This is a genomic window from Actinoplanes lobatus, assembly GCF_014205215.1.
In the GTDB taxonomy this organism is placed as follows: Bacteria; Actinomycetota; Actinomycetes; order Mycobacteriales; family Micromonosporaceae; genus Actinoplanes; species Actinoplanes lobatus.
The window spans coordinates 2,399,122-2,415,551 of sequence record NZ_JACHNC010000001.1; the positions used below are offsets into that span (position 1 = coordinate 2,399,122).

General features: G+C 69.8%; 17 protein-coding genes. 12 read left to right on the top strand and 5 right to left on the bottom strand.

The genetic code is table 11. From position 1 onward, the window contains the following. Positions 1–13 precede the first annotated feature (13 nt). Entirely contained in the window at positions 14–691 is a 678-nt protein-coding gene (locus BJ964_RS11015) for a S1 family peptidase (protein WP_188120589.1), read from the bottom strand. A 258-nt stretch (positions 692–949) separates the two neighbouring features. Here BJ964_RS11015 and purS point away from each other — a divergent pair, with 258 nt between their 5' ends. From purS to purL, 3 genes are read left to right on the top strand one after another with little or no spacing between them, the layout of a single operon-like run. After that, entirely contained in the window at positions 950–1,201 is a 252-nt protein-coding gene (gene purS / locus BJ964_RS11020) for a phosphoribosylformylglycinamidine synthase subunit PurS (RefSeq protein ID WP_183225724.1), read from the top strand. Then, positions 1,198–1,899: a phosphoribosylformylglycinamidine synthase subunit PurQ gene (gene purQ, locus BJ964_RS11025; protein WP_188126892.1), complete on the top strand. Its 702-nt coding sequence runs from the start codon at positions 1,198–1,200 to the stop codon at positions 1,897–1,899. Before purS ends, purQ begins: the two co-directional genes overlap by 4 nt. A gap of 32 nt (positions 1,900–1,931) precedes the next feature. Next, complete coding sequence (purL, locus tag BJ964_RS11030) at positions 1,932–4,373, top strand: phosphoribosylformylglycinamidine synthase subunit PurL (RefSeq protein WP_229807124.1); 2,442 nt, start codon at positions 1,932–1,934, stop codon at positions 4,371–4,373. Between the two features lie 66 nt (positions 4,374–4,439). Here purL and BJ964_RS11035 read toward each other — a convergent pair whose 3' ends face one another. Continuing rightward, a complete protein-coding gene (locus BJ964_RS11035) occupies positions 4,440–6,101 on the bottom strand; it encodes a carboxypeptidase-like regulatory domain-containing protein (protein WP_188120591.1) in 1,662 nt (553 codons plus the stop codon). A 312-nt stretch (positions 6,102–6,413) separates the two neighbouring features. Between BJ964_RS11035 and BJ964_RS11040 the strand changes: the two genes are divergently transcribed. The 5 genes from BJ964_RS11040 (at position 6,414) to amcA (ending at position 11,414) form a co-directional block, all read left to right on the top strand. After that, positions 6,414–6,776, top strand: a complete 363-nt coding sequence (locus BJ964_RS11040) for a sterol carrier family protein (RefSeq protein WP_188120592.1) — start codon at positions 6,414–6,416, stop codon at positions 6,774–6,776. Positions 6,777–6,873: 97 nt separating this feature from the next. Beyond that, the gene (purF, locus tag BJ964_RS11045) at positions 6,874–8,484 is read left to right on the top strand and encodes an amidophosphoribosyltransferase (protein WP_188120593.1); all 1,611 of its coding nucleotides are present in this window, start codon (positions 6,874–6,876) and stop codon (positions 8,482–8,484) included. Positions 8,485–8,518: 34 nt separating this feature from the next. Next, entirely contained in the window at positions 8,519–9,670 is a 1,152-nt protein-coding gene (gene purM, locus BJ964_RS11050) for a phosphoribosylformylglycinamidine cyclo-ligase (RefSeq protein ID WP_183225719.1), read from the top strand. A gap of 444 nt (positions 9,671–10,114) precedes the next feature. Beyond that, a complete protein-coding gene (amcB, locus tag BJ964_RS11055) occupies positions 10,115–11,218 on the top strand; it encodes a cyclophane-forming radical SAM peptide maturase AmcB (RefSeq protein ID WP_307838035.1) in 1,104 nt (367 codons plus the stop codon). Beyond that, entirely contained in the window at positions 11,187–11,414 is a 228-nt protein-coding gene (amcA, locus tag BJ964_RS11060) for a multiple cyclophane-containing RiPP AmcA (protein ID WP_188120595.1), read from the top strand. Before amcB ends, amcA begins: the two co-directional genes overlap by 32 nt. Positions 11,415–11,538: 124 nt before the next feature. Here amcA and BJ964_RS11065 read toward each other — a convergent pair whose 3' ends face one another. Both BJ964_RS11065 and BJ964_RS11070 read right to left on the bottom strand, forming a co-directional pair. Continuing rightward, positions 11,539–11,784: a DUF3073 domain-containing protein gene (locus BJ964_RS11065; protein WP_188120596.1), complete on the bottom strand. Its 246-nt coding sequence runs from the start codon at positions 11,782–11,784 to the stop codon at positions 11,539–11,541. A gap of 181 nt (positions 11,785–11,965) precedes the next feature. Continuing rightward, complete coding sequence (locus BJ964_RS11070; RefSeq protein WP_188120597.1) at positions 11,966–13,030, bottom strand: Glu/Leu/Phe/Val family dehydrogenase; 1,065 nt, start codon at positions 13,028–13,030, stop codon at positions 11,966–11,968. Positions 13,031–13,180: 150 nt separating this feature from the next. Here BJ964_RS11070 and BJ964_RS11075 point away from each other — a divergent pair, with 150 nt between their 5' ends. Both BJ964_RS11075 and BJ964_RS11080 read left to right on the top strand, forming a co-directional pair. Beyond that, complete coding sequence (locus BJ964_RS11075; RefSeq protein WP_188120598.1) at positions 13,181–14,020, top strand: hypothetical protein; 840 nt, start codon at positions 13,181–13,183, stop codon at positions 14,018–14,020. Positions 14,021–14,301: 281 nt separating this feature from the next. Beyond that, entirely contained in the window at positions 14,302–14,511 is a 210-nt protein-coding gene (locus BJ964_RS11080; RefSeq protein WP_014687221.1) for a BldC family transcriptional regulator, read from the top strand. A 130-nt stretch (positions 14,512–14,641) separates the two neighbouring features. On the opposite strand, the gene BJ964_RS11085 is transcribed toward BJ964_RS11080, so the two are convergent. Continuing rightward, entirely contained in the window at positions 14,642–15,013 is a 372-nt protein-coding gene (locus BJ964_RS11085) for a PPOX class F420-dependent oxidoreductase (RefSeq protein ID WP_188120599.1), read from the bottom strand. An 18-nt stretch (positions 15,014–15,031) separates the two neighbouring features. Between BJ964_RS11085 and BJ964_RS11090 the strand changes: the two genes are divergently transcribed. Both BJ964_RS11090 and BJ964_RS11095 read left to right on the top strand, forming a co-directional pair. Further along, a complete protein-coding gene (locus tag BJ964_RS11090) occupies positions 15,032–15,808 on the top strand; it encodes a class I SAM-dependent methyltransferase (RefSeq protein ID WP_188120600.1) in 777 nt (258 codons plus the stop codon). Beyond that, positions 15,805–16,371 carry an RNA 2'-phosphotransferase gene (locus BJ964_RS11095; RefSeq protein WP_188120601.1) on the top strand — a complete coding sequence of 189 codons (567 nt, stop codon included), beginning with the start codon at positions 15,805–15,807 and terminating at the stop codon, positions 16,369–16,371. The genes BJ964_RS11090 and BJ964_RS11095 overlap by 4 nt, the downstream gene beginning before the upstream one ends. Positions 16,372–16,430: the final 59 nt, after the last annotated feature.

Genomic DNA, 16,430 nt, shown 5'->3' on the forward strand with positions numbered 1-16,430 from the left:
GACCGCATCTCTTCTAGACGCCGGCCACCGAGGTGATCCACGCCCGGTTGTAGGCGACGCTGCCGTAGTACTGCCGGCTCGAGCCGTCGGCGGTCGACGCGACACCCACCTGGGCGCCGTTGTAGACCTGCGGCCCACCCGAGTCGCCCCGCCAGGCGTTCCCGTTGACGCGGGTGCTGGCGATCGCCCGGCCGTTGTAGGCGTCGGTCGCGTTGGTCGACGTCACCGAGACCGTGGCGGTCTTCAGCGTGGTCGACGCGTCGCAGCCGGAGTAGCAGGTCATGCCCCAGCCGTAGATGCTGTTGGTGGAGCCGACCGGCGGGTACGCGCTGGACAGCGGCATGTAGGTGGTGCTCACCGAGCTGCTCAGGCGCAGCAGCGCGAGGTCGTACCGGGTGGAGCTGGACGAGACGGTCCGGGTGACGCCGCCGGAGGTCCGGTTCACGCTGCCGACGCGTACCGACATCGTCCCGCTGACGCAGTGCCGTGCGGTGAGGACGTAGTTGGCCGAGATGATCGTGCCGGAGCAGGTGAAGCTGCCGTTGCTGAAGACGGCCGCGGCCCAGGGCGCGGACGAGACCGTGCTCCCGCCGATGATGTAGGGGGTGACCGGGTCGGCGGCCTGCGCGGCGGACGGGGCGACCAGGGCCGCGATCACACCGGTGGCGGCGGCCAGAAGGCGAATGCGCACGTCGAGTTTCCTTTCTGGGGATCGGGTCGACGAGGTACGCGTATTGATCCCATCGAATTCGATGGATGAAACCTAGGTCGCCGGTGCCGCCGGCCTCTCAGCCCAATTGATACATATCACTGTGGGATGTCCCGGGATCTGGCACGCCTTGCCTGCTCAATGACGCTCGGGTCGGCCTGCCGACACCGACCCGTGGGTCGTCGCAAGGCCTCACCAGGTAGGCTTCGGGCTGCTTACATCTATCAGTCAGGAGTGCCCGTGGCTCGCGTCGTGGTCGACGTCATGCTCAAGCCGGAGATCCTGGACCCGCAGGGTCAAGCGGTGGCCAATGCGCTGCCCCGGCTCGGCGTCACCGATGTCTCGTCTGTCCGCATCGGTCGTCGGATCGAGATCGATTTCACCGGGGAGGCCGACCTCGATCGGGCCCGGGAGATCGCCGACAAGCTGCTCGCCAACCCGGTGATCGAGGACTACGAGGTTCGCCTCGTCGAGGGCGCGGAGGTCGCCTGACCATGCGGATCGGTGTGGTCACCTTCCCTGGTTCACTGGACGACGGGGACGCCGCCCGCGCCGCCCGGATCGCCGGGGCCGAGGCCGTGCGTCTCTGGCACGGCGACCCGGATCTGCACGGGGTCGACGCGGTCGTCCTTCCCGGCGGGTTCTCGTACGGCGACTATCTGCGCTGCGGCGCCATCGCCCGGTTCGCGCCGGTGATGGAGTCCATCATCGATGCGGCACGCGGCGGTCTGCCCGTGCTCGGCATCTGCAACGGTTTCCAGGTCCTCTGCGAGGCGCACCTGCTGCCCGGCGCGCTGACCCGGAACCAGCACCTGCACTTCCGTAACCGCGACCAGTGGCTCAAGGTCGAGGCCACCGGCACCGCCTGGACCAACGCCTTCACCCCCGGTCAGGAGATCCTGATCCCGGTGAAGAACGGTGAGGGCTGCTTCGTCGCGGACACCCGCACGCTCGACGCGCTCGAGGCGGAGGGCCGGGTCATCGCCCGCTACATCAAGGGCAACCCGAACGGCTCGCAGCGCGACATCGCCGGAATCACCAACGAGGCCGGCAACGTCGTCGGCATCATGCCGCACCCGGAACACGCCGTGGAGGCGCTGACCGGCCCGTCGCTCGACGGCCTCGGCTTCTTCACCTCCGTCCTGCGCAGTCTGGCGAAGGACGGTCAGCTCGCAGGGGGACAACAGTGACGACGCAGCAGAGTGGCTTCGCTGCGACCGACGTGCTCGCCACCGGCTCCGACGAGCCCGACACCGTCGAGCGGGCGGAGAAGTCTCCGGACGACCTCCAGCCCTTCGGTGAGCTGGGCCTGAAGGACGACGAGTACGCCAGGATCCGGGAGATCCTCGGCCGCCGGCCGACCGCCTCCGAACTGGCGATGTACTCGATCATGTGGAGTGAGCACTGCTCGTACAAGTCGAGCAAGGTGCACCTCAAGCAGTTCAGCGAGAAGGCCCCGAAGAACATCCGGATGCTCGCCGGCATCGGTGAGAACGCCGGTGTGGTGCAGATCTCCGAGAAGATCGCGGTCACCTTCAAGGTCGAGTCGCACAACCACCCCAGCTACGTGGAGCCCTACCAGGGCGCGGCCACCGGCGTCGGCGGCATCGTCCGCGACATCCTGGCCATGGGCGCCCGGCCGATCGCGGTGATGGACCCGCTGCGCTTCGGTGCGGCCGACCACCCCGACACCGCCCGGGTGCTGCCCGGCGTGGTGGCCGGCATCGGCGGCTACGGCAACTGCCTGGGCCTGCCCAACATCGGTGGCGAGATCGTCTTCGACCCGTGCTACCAGGGCAACCCGCTGGTCAACGCGCTGTCGATCGGTGTCCTGCCGGTCGAGCGGCTCCAGAAGAAGGAAGCCACCGGCACCGGCAACATCGTGGTGCTCCTCGGCGCGCGTACCGGCCGGGACGGCATCGGCGGTGTCTCCGTGCTGGCCTCGGCGACCTTCGACGAGGAGGCCGAGCAGCGCCGCCCGTCGGTGCAGGTCGGCGACCCGTTCATGGAGAAGCTCCTGATCGAGAGCTGCCTCGAGCTGTACGACGCCGGCCTGGTCAGCGGCATCCAGGACCTCGGCGGCGCGGGCCTCACCTGTGCCCTCACCGAGACCGCCGCGGCCGCCGGCACCGGCATGCGGGTCTGGCTGGAGCGGGTTCCGCTGCGCGAGCCGTCGATGTCGCCGACCGAGATCCTGGCCAGCGAGTCCCAGGAGCGCATGCTCCTGATCGTCACGCCGGAGAACCTGGACGCGGTGCTCAAGGTCGCCGAGAAGTGGGGCGTCTGGGCCACCGCCATCGGCGAGGTCACCGCGGCCGCCGAGGACGGCACCCCGGGCCGCCTGCACATCACCTGGAACGACCACGTCGTCGTCGACGTGCCGCCGGGTTCGCTCGCCGACGACGGCCCGGTCTACAACCGGCCGTTCCGTGAGCCGAACGACGTGATGCTGCTCCAGGCCGACCGTGCCGAGACGCTGCCCCGCCCGTCGACCGGCGACGAACTGCGCGCCACCCTGCTGCGGATGGCCGGCTCGCCGAACCTGTGCGACAAGACCTGGGTCACCGAGCAGTACGACCGGTATGTTCTCGGCAACACGATCCTGGCCCAGCCGGAGGACTCCGGCATCCTGCGGATCGACGAGGAGACCGGGCTCGGGGTCGCGCTGTCCGTCGACGGCAACGGCCGGTTCGCCCGGCTCGACCCGTACGAGGGGGCCAGGCTCGCGCTCGCCGAGTCGTACCGGAACGTGGCCGTCACCGGCGCCGAGCCGGTCGCGATCACCGACTGCCTCAACTTCGGCTCCCCCGAGGACCCGACCGTGATGTGGCAGTTCTCCGAGGCCTGCCGTGGTCTCGCCGACGGCTGCCTGGAGCTGGGCACCCCGGTCACCGGTGGCAACGTCAGCTTCTACAACCAGACCGGCGCGGCCGCCATCCACCCGACCCCCGTGGTCGGTGTGCTCGGCGTCTTCGACGACGTGTCCCGCCGTATCCCGATGGGCTTCCCGCCGCCCGCCAAGGCCGGCGGCGACCTGCTCTTCCTGCTCGGCGAGACCCGCGTGGAGCTGTCCGGCTCGGAGTGGGCCTGGGTGACCCACGGCCACCTCGGCGGCCGCCCGCCGAAGGTCGACCTCGCGGCCGAGCAGGCGCTCGCCAAGGTGATGGCCCAGGCCTCCAGGTCCGGGCTGGTCAGCGCGGCGCACGACCTCTCCGACGGTGGTCTGGCACAGGTGCTGGTGGAGAGCACGCTGCGGCGCGGCATCGGCGCCAAGGTGACCTTCCCGGAGGACGGCAACTCGCCGTTCGTCCACCTGTTCAGCGAGTCCGCGAGCCGCGTGCTCGTGGCCGTGCCGCGCGGGCACGACAAGGCGTTCCTCGCCCTCGTGGCGGAGCACGGCGTGCCGGTCACCCCGCTCGGCGTCACCTCCGAGGAGCCGGCGCTCCAGGTGGAGGGCCAGTTCAGCATCCCGCTGGACGAGCTGCGCGAGGTCTGGTCGTCGACGCTGCGGAACCTGTTCGGCGGCACCGCCGAGCTGGTCAACCGGCACGCCGACACCGAGCCCGCCGAGCAGCCCGAGGCGCCCGCCCCGGTCCGCTCGGTCACGCTCGAGCTGAGCCCGCAGGTGCCGGGTGGGCCGATCAACCCGTCGGCCGACGCCTGAGCAAGCCATGAAGAAAGGCCCCGCGCGGATCGCGCGGGGCCTTTCTTCATGCGTCAGGTTTCAGTTTCAGTTGCCGTCCCAGTCGCGGTTCGGGCGAGGATTCCCGTACGTGCCACGCTGCTGGTCGCCGTAGCCACCCTGCTGCTGCTGGTCGTAGCCGCCGTAGTTGCCGCCCTGCTGCTGGTCGTAGCCACCGTCGTCGTAGCCGCCACCACCGTAGGCGCCGCCCTGCTGCTGCTCGTACCCTCCGCCGTAGCTGCCGCCCTGCTGCTGCTGGTCGTAGCCACCCTGCGGCCCGTAGCCGCCGGCGTCCTGACCGCCCCAGCCGCCCTGGTCGCCGTAGCCACCCTGCTGCTGGTCGTAGCCGCCCTGGTCGTAGCCGCCGCCACCGTAGTTGCCACCCTGCTGCTGCGGGTAGCCGCCCGGCTCGGGCTGGTAGAGGTTGGTGTGCTCGTCGTACCGCTGAGCCTGCTGCGGCTGCTGCGGCTGCTCCGGCTGGTACAGGTTGGTGTGCTCGTCGTAGCGCTGCTGGCCCTGGTCGTTGTAGCCACCCTGACCGGGGTCGTTGTAGCCGCCCTGGTCGGCGGCGCCGTAACCGCCGCCCTGCTGCCCGTAGGTCTGCGTGGCGCCACCGTAGGCGCCGCCCTGGTCGGCACCCCACTGGTTACCGCCGCCGGCGAAGCCACCGCCGGCCGGCATCGGAGCGCCGTACGGGTCCGGGAACTCGTCCTCGACCGGCGGCCGGTGGATCATCGTGGGGGCGTCGGCCAGGCTGCCGCCCATGCCGCCGCGCTGAGCACCCATGCCGCCCGCCGGAGCGACCATCGTGGCGTCGCCGCCGCGCCCACCGCCGACCGGCGCGGCCACCCGGGTGGCGTCGAAGCCGCCGGCCGCCGCCGGGACGGCCTTGCCGAGGCCGGTGTCCGAGCCGAGGTCGTCGTTCGCGTTCTTACGCCGCATCCAGACCAGCACCATGGCGCCGATACCGGCGGCCACCAGCAGCACACCCATGATGATGAGCAGCCAGTTGCTGCCCTCTTCCTCGGTGCCGGAGGTGTTGTCCAGCCCCTGGTCGGCCAGCGGCGCCGTGGTCTCGGCGGTCTCCTCGTCGGTGACCTCCTCTTCCGGCGCGGCAGTCGCCGAGGTGCTCGGCGTCGGCGTCGGCGAGGTGGTCTCCGCGGCGACCTTCTTGATGGTCAGCGGCACGTTGACGGTCCGGCCGGCGGTGCCCTCCACGGTCACCGTGGTGGCGTCGTAGCCGTCCTTGGCCGCGCCCACCGTGATCGAGCCGGCCGCGATCGGCTTGGCGTCCGACGAGGAGAAGGCGTATTCGCCGTTGTTGCCGGTGGTGGTGCTGTACGAGTGGCCCGCGCTGTCCTGGATCGCGACCTGCACACCCGCGACCCGGGCGCCGCCGTCGTCCTTGATGCGGCCGCTGACCTGCCGGACAGTGGTCGGCGCCGCGGGCCCGTTGACGGTGATCGTCTCGGAGGCGGTGCCGGTCTCGCCGTTCAGCGTGACCGTCACGGTGACCGTGACGGACCGGTTCTGCCCGGCGCTCACGGTCGGTGCGGTCAGCGTGGCGTTGAAGTCAGCGGTGGCGTCGGGCTGAATCGGCTGGCCTGAAGGGCTGCATTGACCGGAGCAGCTCATGCCGGTGACCCGGATGGAGGCCCGGTTGTCACCCTGCTGGTCCTGGCCCCCGGGGTTACGCACGGTGTACTGCATGGTTACAGTACTTCCAGAGTCGACCTCGGTGTTCGAGAGCTGGATCTGGATTTCTGGGGGGTCAGCCAGGGCAGGAGATTGCACACCGGCCACCAAGCCGGCGGCCAGCGCCAGGAACGCACCGGCCTGGGCCGTCCGGGCTCGTAGGTGCGTGGTCACGTCCACCGCCTTCCGGTCGCGCGGTTCCCGGTTTCGGGTGCCCGGTGAGATCCCGCGACGTGTACACCGTCGGCAACTATGCCTTGTCATACGTCACTCGCGCGACCCAGGGCGGTGTGCCGTTGTCGGCAGACCGGGTCGTATTGTCCTGACATGTCACCTGCGCACAATAATTCCGACTCGGTGGCGGAGGCGTTGGACGCGCTGGACCGGGGTGTCGAACCCGGCCGCGTGGTGCTCCGTGACGCGGTGCGAGCACTGCTGACCGAGTTGTCCCGTCGAGCGCCTGGCCGTTCGGTGGAGGTGCGAATTCCACCTTTCGGCGCGATTCAGTGCGTCGCCGGTCCGCGGCACACCCGCGGCACACCGCCCAATGTGGTCGAAACGGATCCGATGACCTGGCTGCTCCTGGCTTCCGGGCGTCTCGACTGGGCGGCCGCGGTCGCCGACGGGCGCCTCCGGGCCAGTGGGGTACGGACCGATCTCACTGAGTACCTGCCGCTCATCGGTCGATGAGCCCGGGTGGCGTTCCCTCCGGCTCGCGTACACTGGGCGGTCGGACGGACCAGCGAGTTCGCGGTCCGTGCAGACCCTGACATGAGGGAGCAAGCAGGTGCCCCGAGGCGACGGCCGACTGACCGACGATCTCGACCCCCAGGAGCGCGGCCCCCAGGATGCCTGCGGCGTCTTCGGTGTCTGGGCCCCCGAGGAAGAGGTCGCCAAACTCACCTACTTCGGGCTCTACGCACTCCAGCACCGCGGCCAGGAGGCAGCCGGCATCGCGGTGAGTGACGGCTCCGGCGTGGTGGTGTACAAGGACATCGGCCTGGTCTCCCAGGTCTTCGACGAGCCGACCCTGGCCAGCCTGCGCGGCCACCTCGCGATCGGCCACGCGCGCTATTCCACGACCGGCGGTTCCAACTGGGAGAACGCGCAGCCCACCATCCGGGCCACCCCGGCCGGCACGACGATCGCGCTGGCCCACAACGGCAACCTGGTCAACACCGCCGAGCTGGCCAAGGAGGTCGCCGCCCGCGGCCTCGAGGTGGGCGACGCCACCTCCGACACCGCCCTGGTGACCACCCTCCTGGCCGGTCGCCCCGACCTTTCGGTCGAGGCCGCGGCGCTCGAGCTGCTGCCGACTCTGCGGGGCGCCTTCAGCTTCGTCTTCATGGACGAGCACACGCTGTACGCGGCTCGCGATCCGCAGGGCGTCCGCCCCCTGGTGCTGGGCCGGATGGAGCGCGGCTGGGTGGTCGCGAGCGAGACCGCCGCGCTGGACATCACCGGCGCCAGCTTCGTCCGTGAGGTCGAGCCGGGCGAGATCATCGCGATAGACGAACACGGTCTGCGGTCCAGCCGGTTCGCCGCCCCGGAGCCCAAGGGCTGCCTCTTCGAGTACGTGTACCTTGCCCGCCCGGACACCACGATCGCCGGCCGCAACATCTACTCGGCCCGCGTCGAGGTCGGCCGCAAGCTGGCCAAGGAGCACCCGGTCGAGGCGGACCTGGTGATCGGCGTGCCCGAGTCCGGCATTCCCGCCGCTATCGGGTACGCGGAAGCCTCCGGTATCCCGTACAGCGCCGGCTTCATGAAGAACGCGTATGTCGGCCGGACCTTCATCCAGCCGTCGCAGACCATCCGGCAGCTCGGTATTCGGCTGAAGCTGAACCCGCTGCGCGAGGTGGTCCGCGGCAAGCGGATCGTCGTGGTCGACGACTCGATCGTCCGCGGGAACACCCAGCGCGCCCAGATCCGGATGCTGCGTGAGGCCGGCGCCCTCGAGGTGCACGTGCGGATCTCCTCGCCGCCGGTGAAGTGGCCGTGCTTCTACGGCATCGACTTCGCCACCCGGGCCGAGCTGATCGCCAACGGCCTGGAGATCGACGGGATCCGCCGCTCGATCGGCGCCGACAGCCTCGGCTACGTTTCGCTGGACGGACTCGTCCAGGCGACCGAGCAGCCGAAGTCCCGGCTCTGCATGGCCTGCTTCGACGGGGAGTACCCGATCGAGCTGCCGGCCAGCGACCTGATCGGCAAGCACGTCCTGGAGGGTGTCGGCCGGCGTGCCAGCATGCCGGGCGCCACGAAGGAGGCGGCCACGGCCGCGGTCGCCGACCTCGAGTCCGACTACGAGACCCGCGAGTATGCGGGCGACGATCGGACGGCATCGGCGCCGCTGGTCGCCAGCCCCGGCGGCGCGAACGCGCTGCACCACCCGTGACTTTCAGTTTCACAGAACCGCTAAGGGGAGAACCGTGACGCACGTGTCCGAGCGCAGCAGTGCCGGATCCAACGGCGCCGAAGGAGGGGACCGTCAGCTGTGGACGGCCGGCTCCGGCCGGGGCGCGCGCAAGCGCCCGGCCACGTACGCGGAAGCGGGTGTCTCCATCCACGCCGGCGACCGGGCCGTCGAGCTGCTCAAGTCCAAGGTGAAGAAGACCTCCCGGCCCGAGGTGATCGGTGACCTTGGCGGCTTTTCCGGCCTGTTCCGGCTGAACACGGCGAAGTACAAGAGCCCGATCCTGGCCTCCTCCACCGACGGCGTGGGCACCAAGCTGGTCATCGCCCAGCAGCTCGACATCCACGACACGATCGGCATCGACCTGGTCGCCATGGTCGTCGACGACCTGGTGGCCTGCGGCGCGGAGCCGCTGTTCCTGCTCGACTACATCGCTTGCGGCGAGGTCGTCCCGGACAAGGTCGCCGAGATCGGCGCCGGTATCGCCGACGGCTGCCGGTACGCCGGCTGTGCCCTGCTGGGCGGCGAGACCGCCGAGCACCCCGGCGTGCTGCGCCCGGACGAGTACGACGTCTCCGCCACCGGCGTCGGCGTGGTCGAGGAGAGCGAGATCCTCGGCAAGGAGCGGGTCGAGCTGGGCGACGCGATCATCGCGATGCGCTCGTCCGGTCTGCACTCCAACGGCTACTCGCTGGTCCGGCACGTCCTGCTGGGCGCCGGCCGGATGCGGCTGGACACCGTGGTCGACGACTTCGGCACGCAGCGCACCCTGGGTGAGGAGCTGCTCACCCCCACCAAGATCTACGCCAAGGACTGCCTGGGCCTGATCGAGGAGACCGAGGTCCGGGCGTTCTCGCACGTCACCGGCGGCGGCATCCCCGGCAACCTGAACCGGGTCCTTCCCGACACCATGGACGCCGTGGTGGACCGTTCGACCTGGCGCCCGCAGCCGATCTTCGACCTGATCCAGGCCAAGGGCCGGATCGAGGACACGGAGATGGAGGCCACCTTCAACATGGGCGTCGGCATGTTCGCGGTCGTCTCCTCCGACGACGCGGACCGTGCGATGGCGTACCTGACCGGCCGCGGCGTCGAGGCGTGGCAGGTGGGCGAGGTCGTCGAGGGCACCGGTGAGGTGCAGATGATGAGCTCGTACACCCGCGGCTGACCGCCAGGTACTTCTGGTTGGTAACAGTCCGAGCGTGAAATGATCCGCGTGTGTCGATGTCCGGCACATGCGGATCTTTCGCGTTCTGGTGGACTGGGTGCCCTAACCTGACCGGGCGGCTAGCGCCGCACGGTCCGACCCGGGCGGCTGGCGCCGCACGGGTCACTGGCTCAAGGTTTTATCGGGCCGGGCGGCTTGCGCCGCACGGTCCGACCCCGGGCGGCTGGCGCTGCGCGGGTTGCTCAAGGTTTTACCAGGCCGGGCGGCTTGCGCCGTGCGGTTCGATCCCGGGCGGTTTGTGCCGCACGGTTCTGACCCGGGCGGCTGGCCGTCGTGCGGGTCACTGGCTCAAGGTTTTCGCCGGGGCTAGCTGAGTGTGTGTGTCAGCGGTTGCCGGCAGAGGCCGGACGGAGGTGCGTGACCATGGCGGTCGCGTGGAGCGGGATGCGGGGCGTCTCGGCGGAGCCGGGGTACGTTGTCATGCAGCCCACTACGCTCTGCAATCTGGCGTGCGACTACTGCTACCTGCCGTTCCGGCGGGAGAACCGGAAGATGCCGGTCGCGGTGGCTGAGGCGGTGGCGGCCGGAGTCGCCGGCTTCGCACGTACCGGAAGGTTCTCGGTCGTGTGGCACGGGGGTGAGCCGCTCGCGGCGGGCCGGGAGCACCTGGCCGCGCTGTTCGCGCCGTTCGGTGCGGGTGTCGAGCATCACGTGCAGACCAACGCCACCCTGATCGACGACGACTGGTGCGAGTTCTTCACCGAGCACGACGTCCGGGTCAGCGTCAGCGTGGACGGGCCGCGCCGGCGTAACGGCGACCGGGTGGACCGGGGCGGCAAACCCGCCTACGACCTGATCATCCGCGGCATCGACCGGCTGCGCGCCCACGGCATCCCGTTCTCCACCCTGTGCGTGGTCGGCGATCCCGGTCCCGGCGTCGCCACCGAGCTGTACGAGTACTTCCTCGGCCTGGGCTGCGAGGTGCTCGGCATCAACGTGGAGGAGCTGGAGGGCGTCAACACCCGGCTGAACCAGCACGATCCGGCCGCGGTGAGCGCCTTCTGGGCCGAGCTGGTCGGGGCATGGCGCCGCGATCCGCGGATTCACCTGCGGGAGGTCGAGTGGTCGCTGCGCTACGCCGCCGCGGTCCTCGACGGCAGCGCGGACGAGCTGCTCCCGCGCCGGCACGACCCGATCCCGACGATCGCCCACGACGGGTCGGTGGTGCTGCTCTCGCCCGAGCTGGCCGGCTTCCACGACCCGCGGTACGGCGACTTCACCAGTGGCAACGTGCTGACCACCCCGCTGCCCGAGATCCTGGCCGGCGCCACCGGGACGCCCTGGATCCAGGAGTTCCTCCGCGGTGTCGAGGCATGCCGCAGCGCCTGCCCGTACTTCGGCTTCTGCGGTGGCGCACACGCCGCCAACCGGTACTTCGAACACGGCAGGTTCGACGTCACCGAGACGAACCACTGCCGGAACAGCAAGATTCGCCTATTGGAGGGAGTGCTGGATCATGCCCGAGATCACGAAGCCACGGCTGTCTGACGGCGTGGAGACGGATCCGGTGACGGCACGGGTGCACGACACCCGGGCCGGACTGGCCGCGCTCATCGCGGAGGCGGAAGTGGCCCGCAGGCAGCGCGCCGAGGAGACGCCGCAGGATGGCGGATCGGCGGTCTGCGCCTGGAACCACTTCGAGAACATTCCTACGTTCTACAACTGGAATAACCGGCCACGCTGAGGCGTGATTCGGTCGAAGCCCACGCGGAGAGAGCCCGCGTGGGCTTCGTTGTCAACCGTAGGACTCGTGACCACGTGACACACCGGAGCACGCGGTCAGTCCGCGTGCTCTGTGCAAAACGGGGTCAGCGCCGCCTTGTCGGCGACCAGGGGTCCTGGTCCCAGGTGTCCTGGTCGTCGTCCGCAGCGTCGTCCTCGTCATCGTCCTCGTCATCGTCGACGAACTCGTCGTTGTCGTCGTCGAAGTGACGGTCCGATTGGCGGGCACCCGCCAATTCGCGCTGCAAGGCGGTGAGGTCGGTGTTCGGGGAGTGATACTTCAACTCCCGGGCCACCTTCGTCTGCTTGGCCTTAGCACGGCCGCGCCCCATGGCTCGACCCCCTCGCACAGAATTCGGGGCAGCCCGAAGGCGGTCCCCGATGACGTCAGGCATCTCTCGTGGGTCTTACGGTACATGGACGACGGCGCGTTCGGCACCTCGGGTTGCGTGTGACACTGCCGCGCGTCGCGGATGAGTTTCTCCAGCGGCGCGCGGCAGGCCCTCGAAGACCTCAGCCGAGGTAGATCGAGCGGAGGCGGCCGACCTCCGCCATTCGCCGCTCAGCGAGCCGGTCGGCGGCGATCGCGGGCGGCACACCCTCGTCGCCGGCGAGCTGGAGGATGCGCCCGGTGGTCTCGAAGATCCCGGTGGCCCGCAGCTTGGCCCGCTCGAAGTTGAAGCCCTGGATCTCGTCGGCCACCTGGATGACGCCGCCGGCGTTCACCAGATAGTCCGGGGTGTAGAGGATGCCGCGGTCCTCCAGCAGCTTGCTGACGCCGGGGTGGGCCAGCTGGTTGTTGGCCGCGCCGGTCACCACCCGGGCCCGCAGCACCGGGACCGTGTCGTCGTTCAGCGCGCCGCCGAGGGCGCACGGGGCGTACACGTCGATGTCCGAGGTGATCAGGGCGGTCGTGTCCGGCACGAGCGTGATCTGCGGGTGGGTGGTGCGGGCCCAGGTGCGGGCGGCCTCGCTGACATCGGTGGCGACCACGGTGGCGCCGTCGTCGAGCAGGTGCCCGCACAGGTACCGGCCGACCTTGCCGAGGCCGGCGACACCGACCGTGCGGCCCCGCAGCGACGGGGTGCCCCAGGTGTGCTCGGCGGCGGCGCGCATGCCCTGGAAGACGCCCCAGGCGGTGAGCACCGAGGAGTCGCCGGCGCCGCCGTGCTCCACGCTGCGGCCGGTCGCGTACCGGGTCTCGCGGGCGACCACGTCCATGTCCTGCACGTAGGTGCCGACGTCGCAGGCGGTGTAGTAGCGGCCGTTCAGGGACTCGACGAACCGCCCGTACGCCCGGAGCAGCGCCTCACTCTTCAGCCGGGCCGGGTCGCCCCAGATGACCGCCTTGCCGCCGCCCAGGTCCAGTCCGGCCAGGGCGTTCTTGTAGGCCATGCCACGGGAGAGGTTGAGCACGTCGGCGAGGGCGTCCGACTCGCTCGCGTACGGGTAGAAACGGGTGCCGCCGAGCGCGGGACCGAGCGCCGTGGAATAGATGCCGATGATCGCCTTCAGGCCGGTCTCCCGGTCCTGACAGAAGACGACCTGTTCGTGCCCACTGGCGTCAAACACGTCCATGGTTGGACTCCTGATCTCTTGCGAGGCCTTCGTGGGGCCATGTGCCCGGCGGGGTTGAGCCGGTCACCAGGAGCGTAGTCGTGCGAATGGCGCGGCGATTACGTCCGTGCGGGAAGTTCCACCCGGCCGATTTCGTGAAAGGATCGCGCCGTGCCGTCACTGTTCGCGTCGTACCTACGGGTTTACGAGCCACTGACCGCCTTCGACCGGGAGCGGCAGGTCTTCTGGCGCGAGTACGCGCGGGAGGGCCGCGACCTGGGCCTCGTGGAGGGCCCGGCCCGCCAGCGCACCGCCGTGCTCGAGGCGCTCGGCGCCGGCTGGACCCGCCTGCCCGACCTGCCCGACGAGGCCTATGTCCTGGAGTGGGACGGCGCCGTGCTGGTCTGTCCGTGGAACCTGCGCCTGCGGGTGGCCGAGGCCGCGCTGAACGCGCGTGACGGTGTGCCGGCCGTGCTGGCCGACGCCTTCGTGCCGCCGGTGCTGGCCGGTCAGGCGAAGGCGGTGGTGGAGGACTGGCGCAGCGGCGCGAAGGTCCTCGAACAGGGTGTGCCCCGGGTGCACGAGCAGATCGCCACGTGGGGTGTGCCGTTGCGCTGGTTCGCCTTCGTCGACCTGGAGGAGCGGGAGATCTCGCTGGCCAGCCGGCGGCGGGTGCTGCGCTACCGGACCGAGATCTCGAAGGCGCGGCGCCGTGCCCACCGGGCGGTCTCGGTGCTGCGCAAGTCCCTGGGCGACGCGCCGATCACCGAGGCGGTCGAGGAGGGCACCCGCTGGCTGGAGGAGTTCCATCCACGGTCGGTGGTGGAGCTCGATTACGGCGGCCTCGTCAACCTCCTCCCGGAGGACAGCCTGACAGCGGACGATTCCCCCGGACTGGTGGCAGCCGGACTTTCGGCACTTTCTCGCGGTGACGCTGAGTCAGCAACCGAGGCATATGAGGAGCTGGTGGCGCGCTGGCGTGTCGTCCAACTTCTTGAACGGTGCAATTGACCTGCGGAAATGGGACAGACAGGCACGTAACCCTGCCCGTGGAAGCGCTCCCGAAGCGAGCACTCTTCGTAATCACCGCCGGGCGAAGCGTGATAATCGGACTAAACGAGACACTATCTGGCGTAGAAAACACGCAAAAATCGGGCATGCTTCATCCGTCTATCTGGGGACGTTCGTCCGTTCGGCCCATGTCGGACATCGGGGACTAGCCGGACCATGAGAGACGCACCGGCCGGCGGGACCCCGGCCGATGTTTTTAGGCACCTGTGGAGGAGTGACCGATGGCATCGCGTACGCACGATCCTGAGCCGCTACTAACGCCGGCCGAGGTGGCGTCGATGTTCCGTGTCGACCCGAAGACCGTGACTCGGTGGGCGAAGGCGGGCAAGCTCAGCGCAATTCGCACGTTGGGTGGCCACCGTCGCTATCGGGAGTCGGAGGTTCGTGCCCTGCTGCAGGGGCAGATTCCCACGCAGCGCCAGGGCGACTGACCCAGTCGACCGAAAATCGTTGCAAGGGGCGAGCGCTGGGGAAGGCGATCGCCCCTTCTTCGTTTGAAGGCTTTGTTGGAAGGCGCCGGCATTCGTCGGCGCCTTCTTCCTTTTCCGGGTACGGGGGAAGTCAGTCGACCAATACGGCGACAGTGCCGTCAATGCCACGCCGCAGCCGGCTGCCGAGCATGGTGAGCCGGCCGATAATTCCGTACTTCTTCTTGATTTCCTCGCCGACGCGCAGCCGGTCGCCGTGGTCGCCGATCCGCGCGGTCGCCTCGATCGCCTCGCCGGTGGGGTTGCCCCGCATGTCGCAGGCGGCCACCGTGACGCGGCCGCTGTTGCGGATCCGCTTCAGCTTTCCGCTGCCCGCCACGGTCCAGAAGCCCAGACCGGAGCCGTCGGGCACCACCCACAGTGGGGTCGACACCGCCCGCCCGTCCCGGCGGAACGTGGTGAGCAGGACGTACTTCTCCGAGCCTAGTTGCTCCAGTGCGGCCATGCGTCAAGAGTAGTGACCATGACAGAGCCGACGACCGGCGACGCCTTCGGCGAGATGATCCGGGACGCGTACGCGGTGCACATCGGGGCCGGGCGACGTCCCCTGGCCGGCGGGCGGTACCCGCGACCGGTGATCGAGGTGATCGAGCGCGACGACGGGCTGATCAACGGGGCGCTCGCGGCGCACTACCTGAGCGAGCCGGCGGACTGGCGGCCCTTCGACCACCGGGCCATGACGTTCTGCCGGGGCCGGGTGCTCGACGTCGGGGTGGGCGCCGGGCGGACGGCGATCGAGTTGCAGCGCCGCGGGATTGCGATCACCGGGCTGGACACCTCGGCCGGCGCGATCGAGGTGGCCCGGAAGCGGGGGCTGCGCGACACCGTGCTGAACACGGTGGACGAGTTCTCCCGGGCGAGCGTCCGGTACGACACGTTCCTTCTGCTCGGCAACAACCTGGGGCTGATCGAGGGCCGGGAGCGGGCGCCGGCGTTCCTGGCCGCGCTGGCCCGGCTGGCGGCGCCCGGCGCGCGGATCGTGGCGCAGGGCACCGACCCGTACGGGACGACCGATCCGGTGCAGGTGGCCTATCACGAGGAGAACCGGGCCCGCGGGCGGTTCGGCGGGCAACTGCGGATCCGGTTGCGCTACCGGGAGGTGGCCAGCGACTGGTTCGACTACCTGAACTGCTCGGTCGACGAGCTGGAGGAGCTGCTCAAGGGCACCGGATGGCGCCTGAAATCCGTCGACGACCAGGACCACCCGTACTACCTTGCGGTCATGGAGTTGATGGAATGACAGTTCTCAACCGCGACCAGGTCCGCCTCAGCAAGCGGATGTCCCTGGTTCTGCGGCACCGGCCGGAGACGGCCGGTCTGACCCTCGACGCGAACGGCTGGGTGCCGGTCGCCGAGCTGCTGGCCGCGCTCGGCATGACCCGTGCCGAGCTCGACCTGGTGGTCGCGCACAACGACAAGGCACGCTTCGCGGTGTCCACCGGCCCGGACGGTGTCGACCGGATCCGGGCCAGCCAGGGGCACTCCCGGCGGGTCGCGGTGGATCTCGATCTGCCGCCCGCGTCCCCGCCCGCCGAGCTGTTCCACGGCACCCCGCGGGCGAACCTGGAGGCGATCCTCCGGGAGGGGTTGCGCCCGCGGAGCCGTCATCACGTACACCTGTCGGTCGACGTGCCGACGGCCGTGACCGTCGGTCGCCGGCGCTCGCCGGACGTGGTCGTCCTCCGCGTCGCGGCGGGGGTGATGGTGGAGCAGGGACACGTGTTCCACCGCAGTGACAACGGGGTGTGGCTTACCGCGATCGTGCCGTCACAGCACTTATCGGAAAAACGGACAAATCCGTAATCTGCCAGGTTGATCGACCATCCACTGTGTCCGGACTTCGGTTCTCCGGACAGCGGCGG

What these genes read in the sequence shown, in the direction of transcription:
- BJ964_RS11035 (WP_188120591.1), bottom strand. Translation starts at nt 6,101, where the DNA reads ATGCAGTACACCGTGCGTAACCCCGGGGGCCAGGACCAGCAGGGTGAC.
- amcB (WP_307838035.1), top strand. Translation starts at nt 10,115, where the DNA reads ATGCGGGGCGTCTCGGCGGAGCCGGGGTACGTTGTCATGCAGCCCACT.
- BJ964_RS11095 (WP_188120601.1), top strand. Translation starts at nt 15,805, where the DNA reads ATGACAGTTCTCAACCGCGACCAGGTCCGCCTCAGCAAGCGGATGTCC.
- BJ964_RS11070 (WP_188120597.1), bottom strand. Translation starts at nt 13,030, where the DNA reads ATGGACGTGTTTGACGCCAGTGGGCACGAACAGGTCGTCTTCTGTCAG.
- BJ964_RS11080 (WP_014687221.1), top strand. Translation starts at nt 14,302, where the DNA reads ATGGCATCGCGTACGCACGATCCTGAGCCGCTACTAACGCCGGCCGAG.
- amcA (WP_188120595.1), top strand. Translation starts at nt 11,187, where the DNA reads ATGCCCGAGATCACGAAGCCACGGCTGTCTGACGGCGTGGAGACGGAT.
- BJ964_RS11090 (WP_188120600.1), top strand. Translation starts at nt 15,032, where the DNA reads ATGACAGAGCCGACGACCGGCGACGCCTTCGGCGAGATGATCCGGGAC.
- BJ964_RS11040 (WP_188120592.1), top strand. Translation starts at nt 6,414, where the DNA reads ATGTCACCTGCGCACAATAATTCCGACTCGGTGGCGGAGGCGTTGGAC.
- BJ964_RS11065 (WP_188120596.1), bottom strand. Translation starts at nt 11,784, where the DNA reads ATGGGGCGCGGCCGTGCTAAGGCCAAGCAGACGAAGGTGGCCCGGGAG.
- BJ964_RS11085 (WP_188120599.1), bottom strand. Translation starts at nt 15,013, where the DNA reads ATGGCCGCACTGGAGCAACTAGGCTCGGAGAAGTACGTCCTGCTCACC.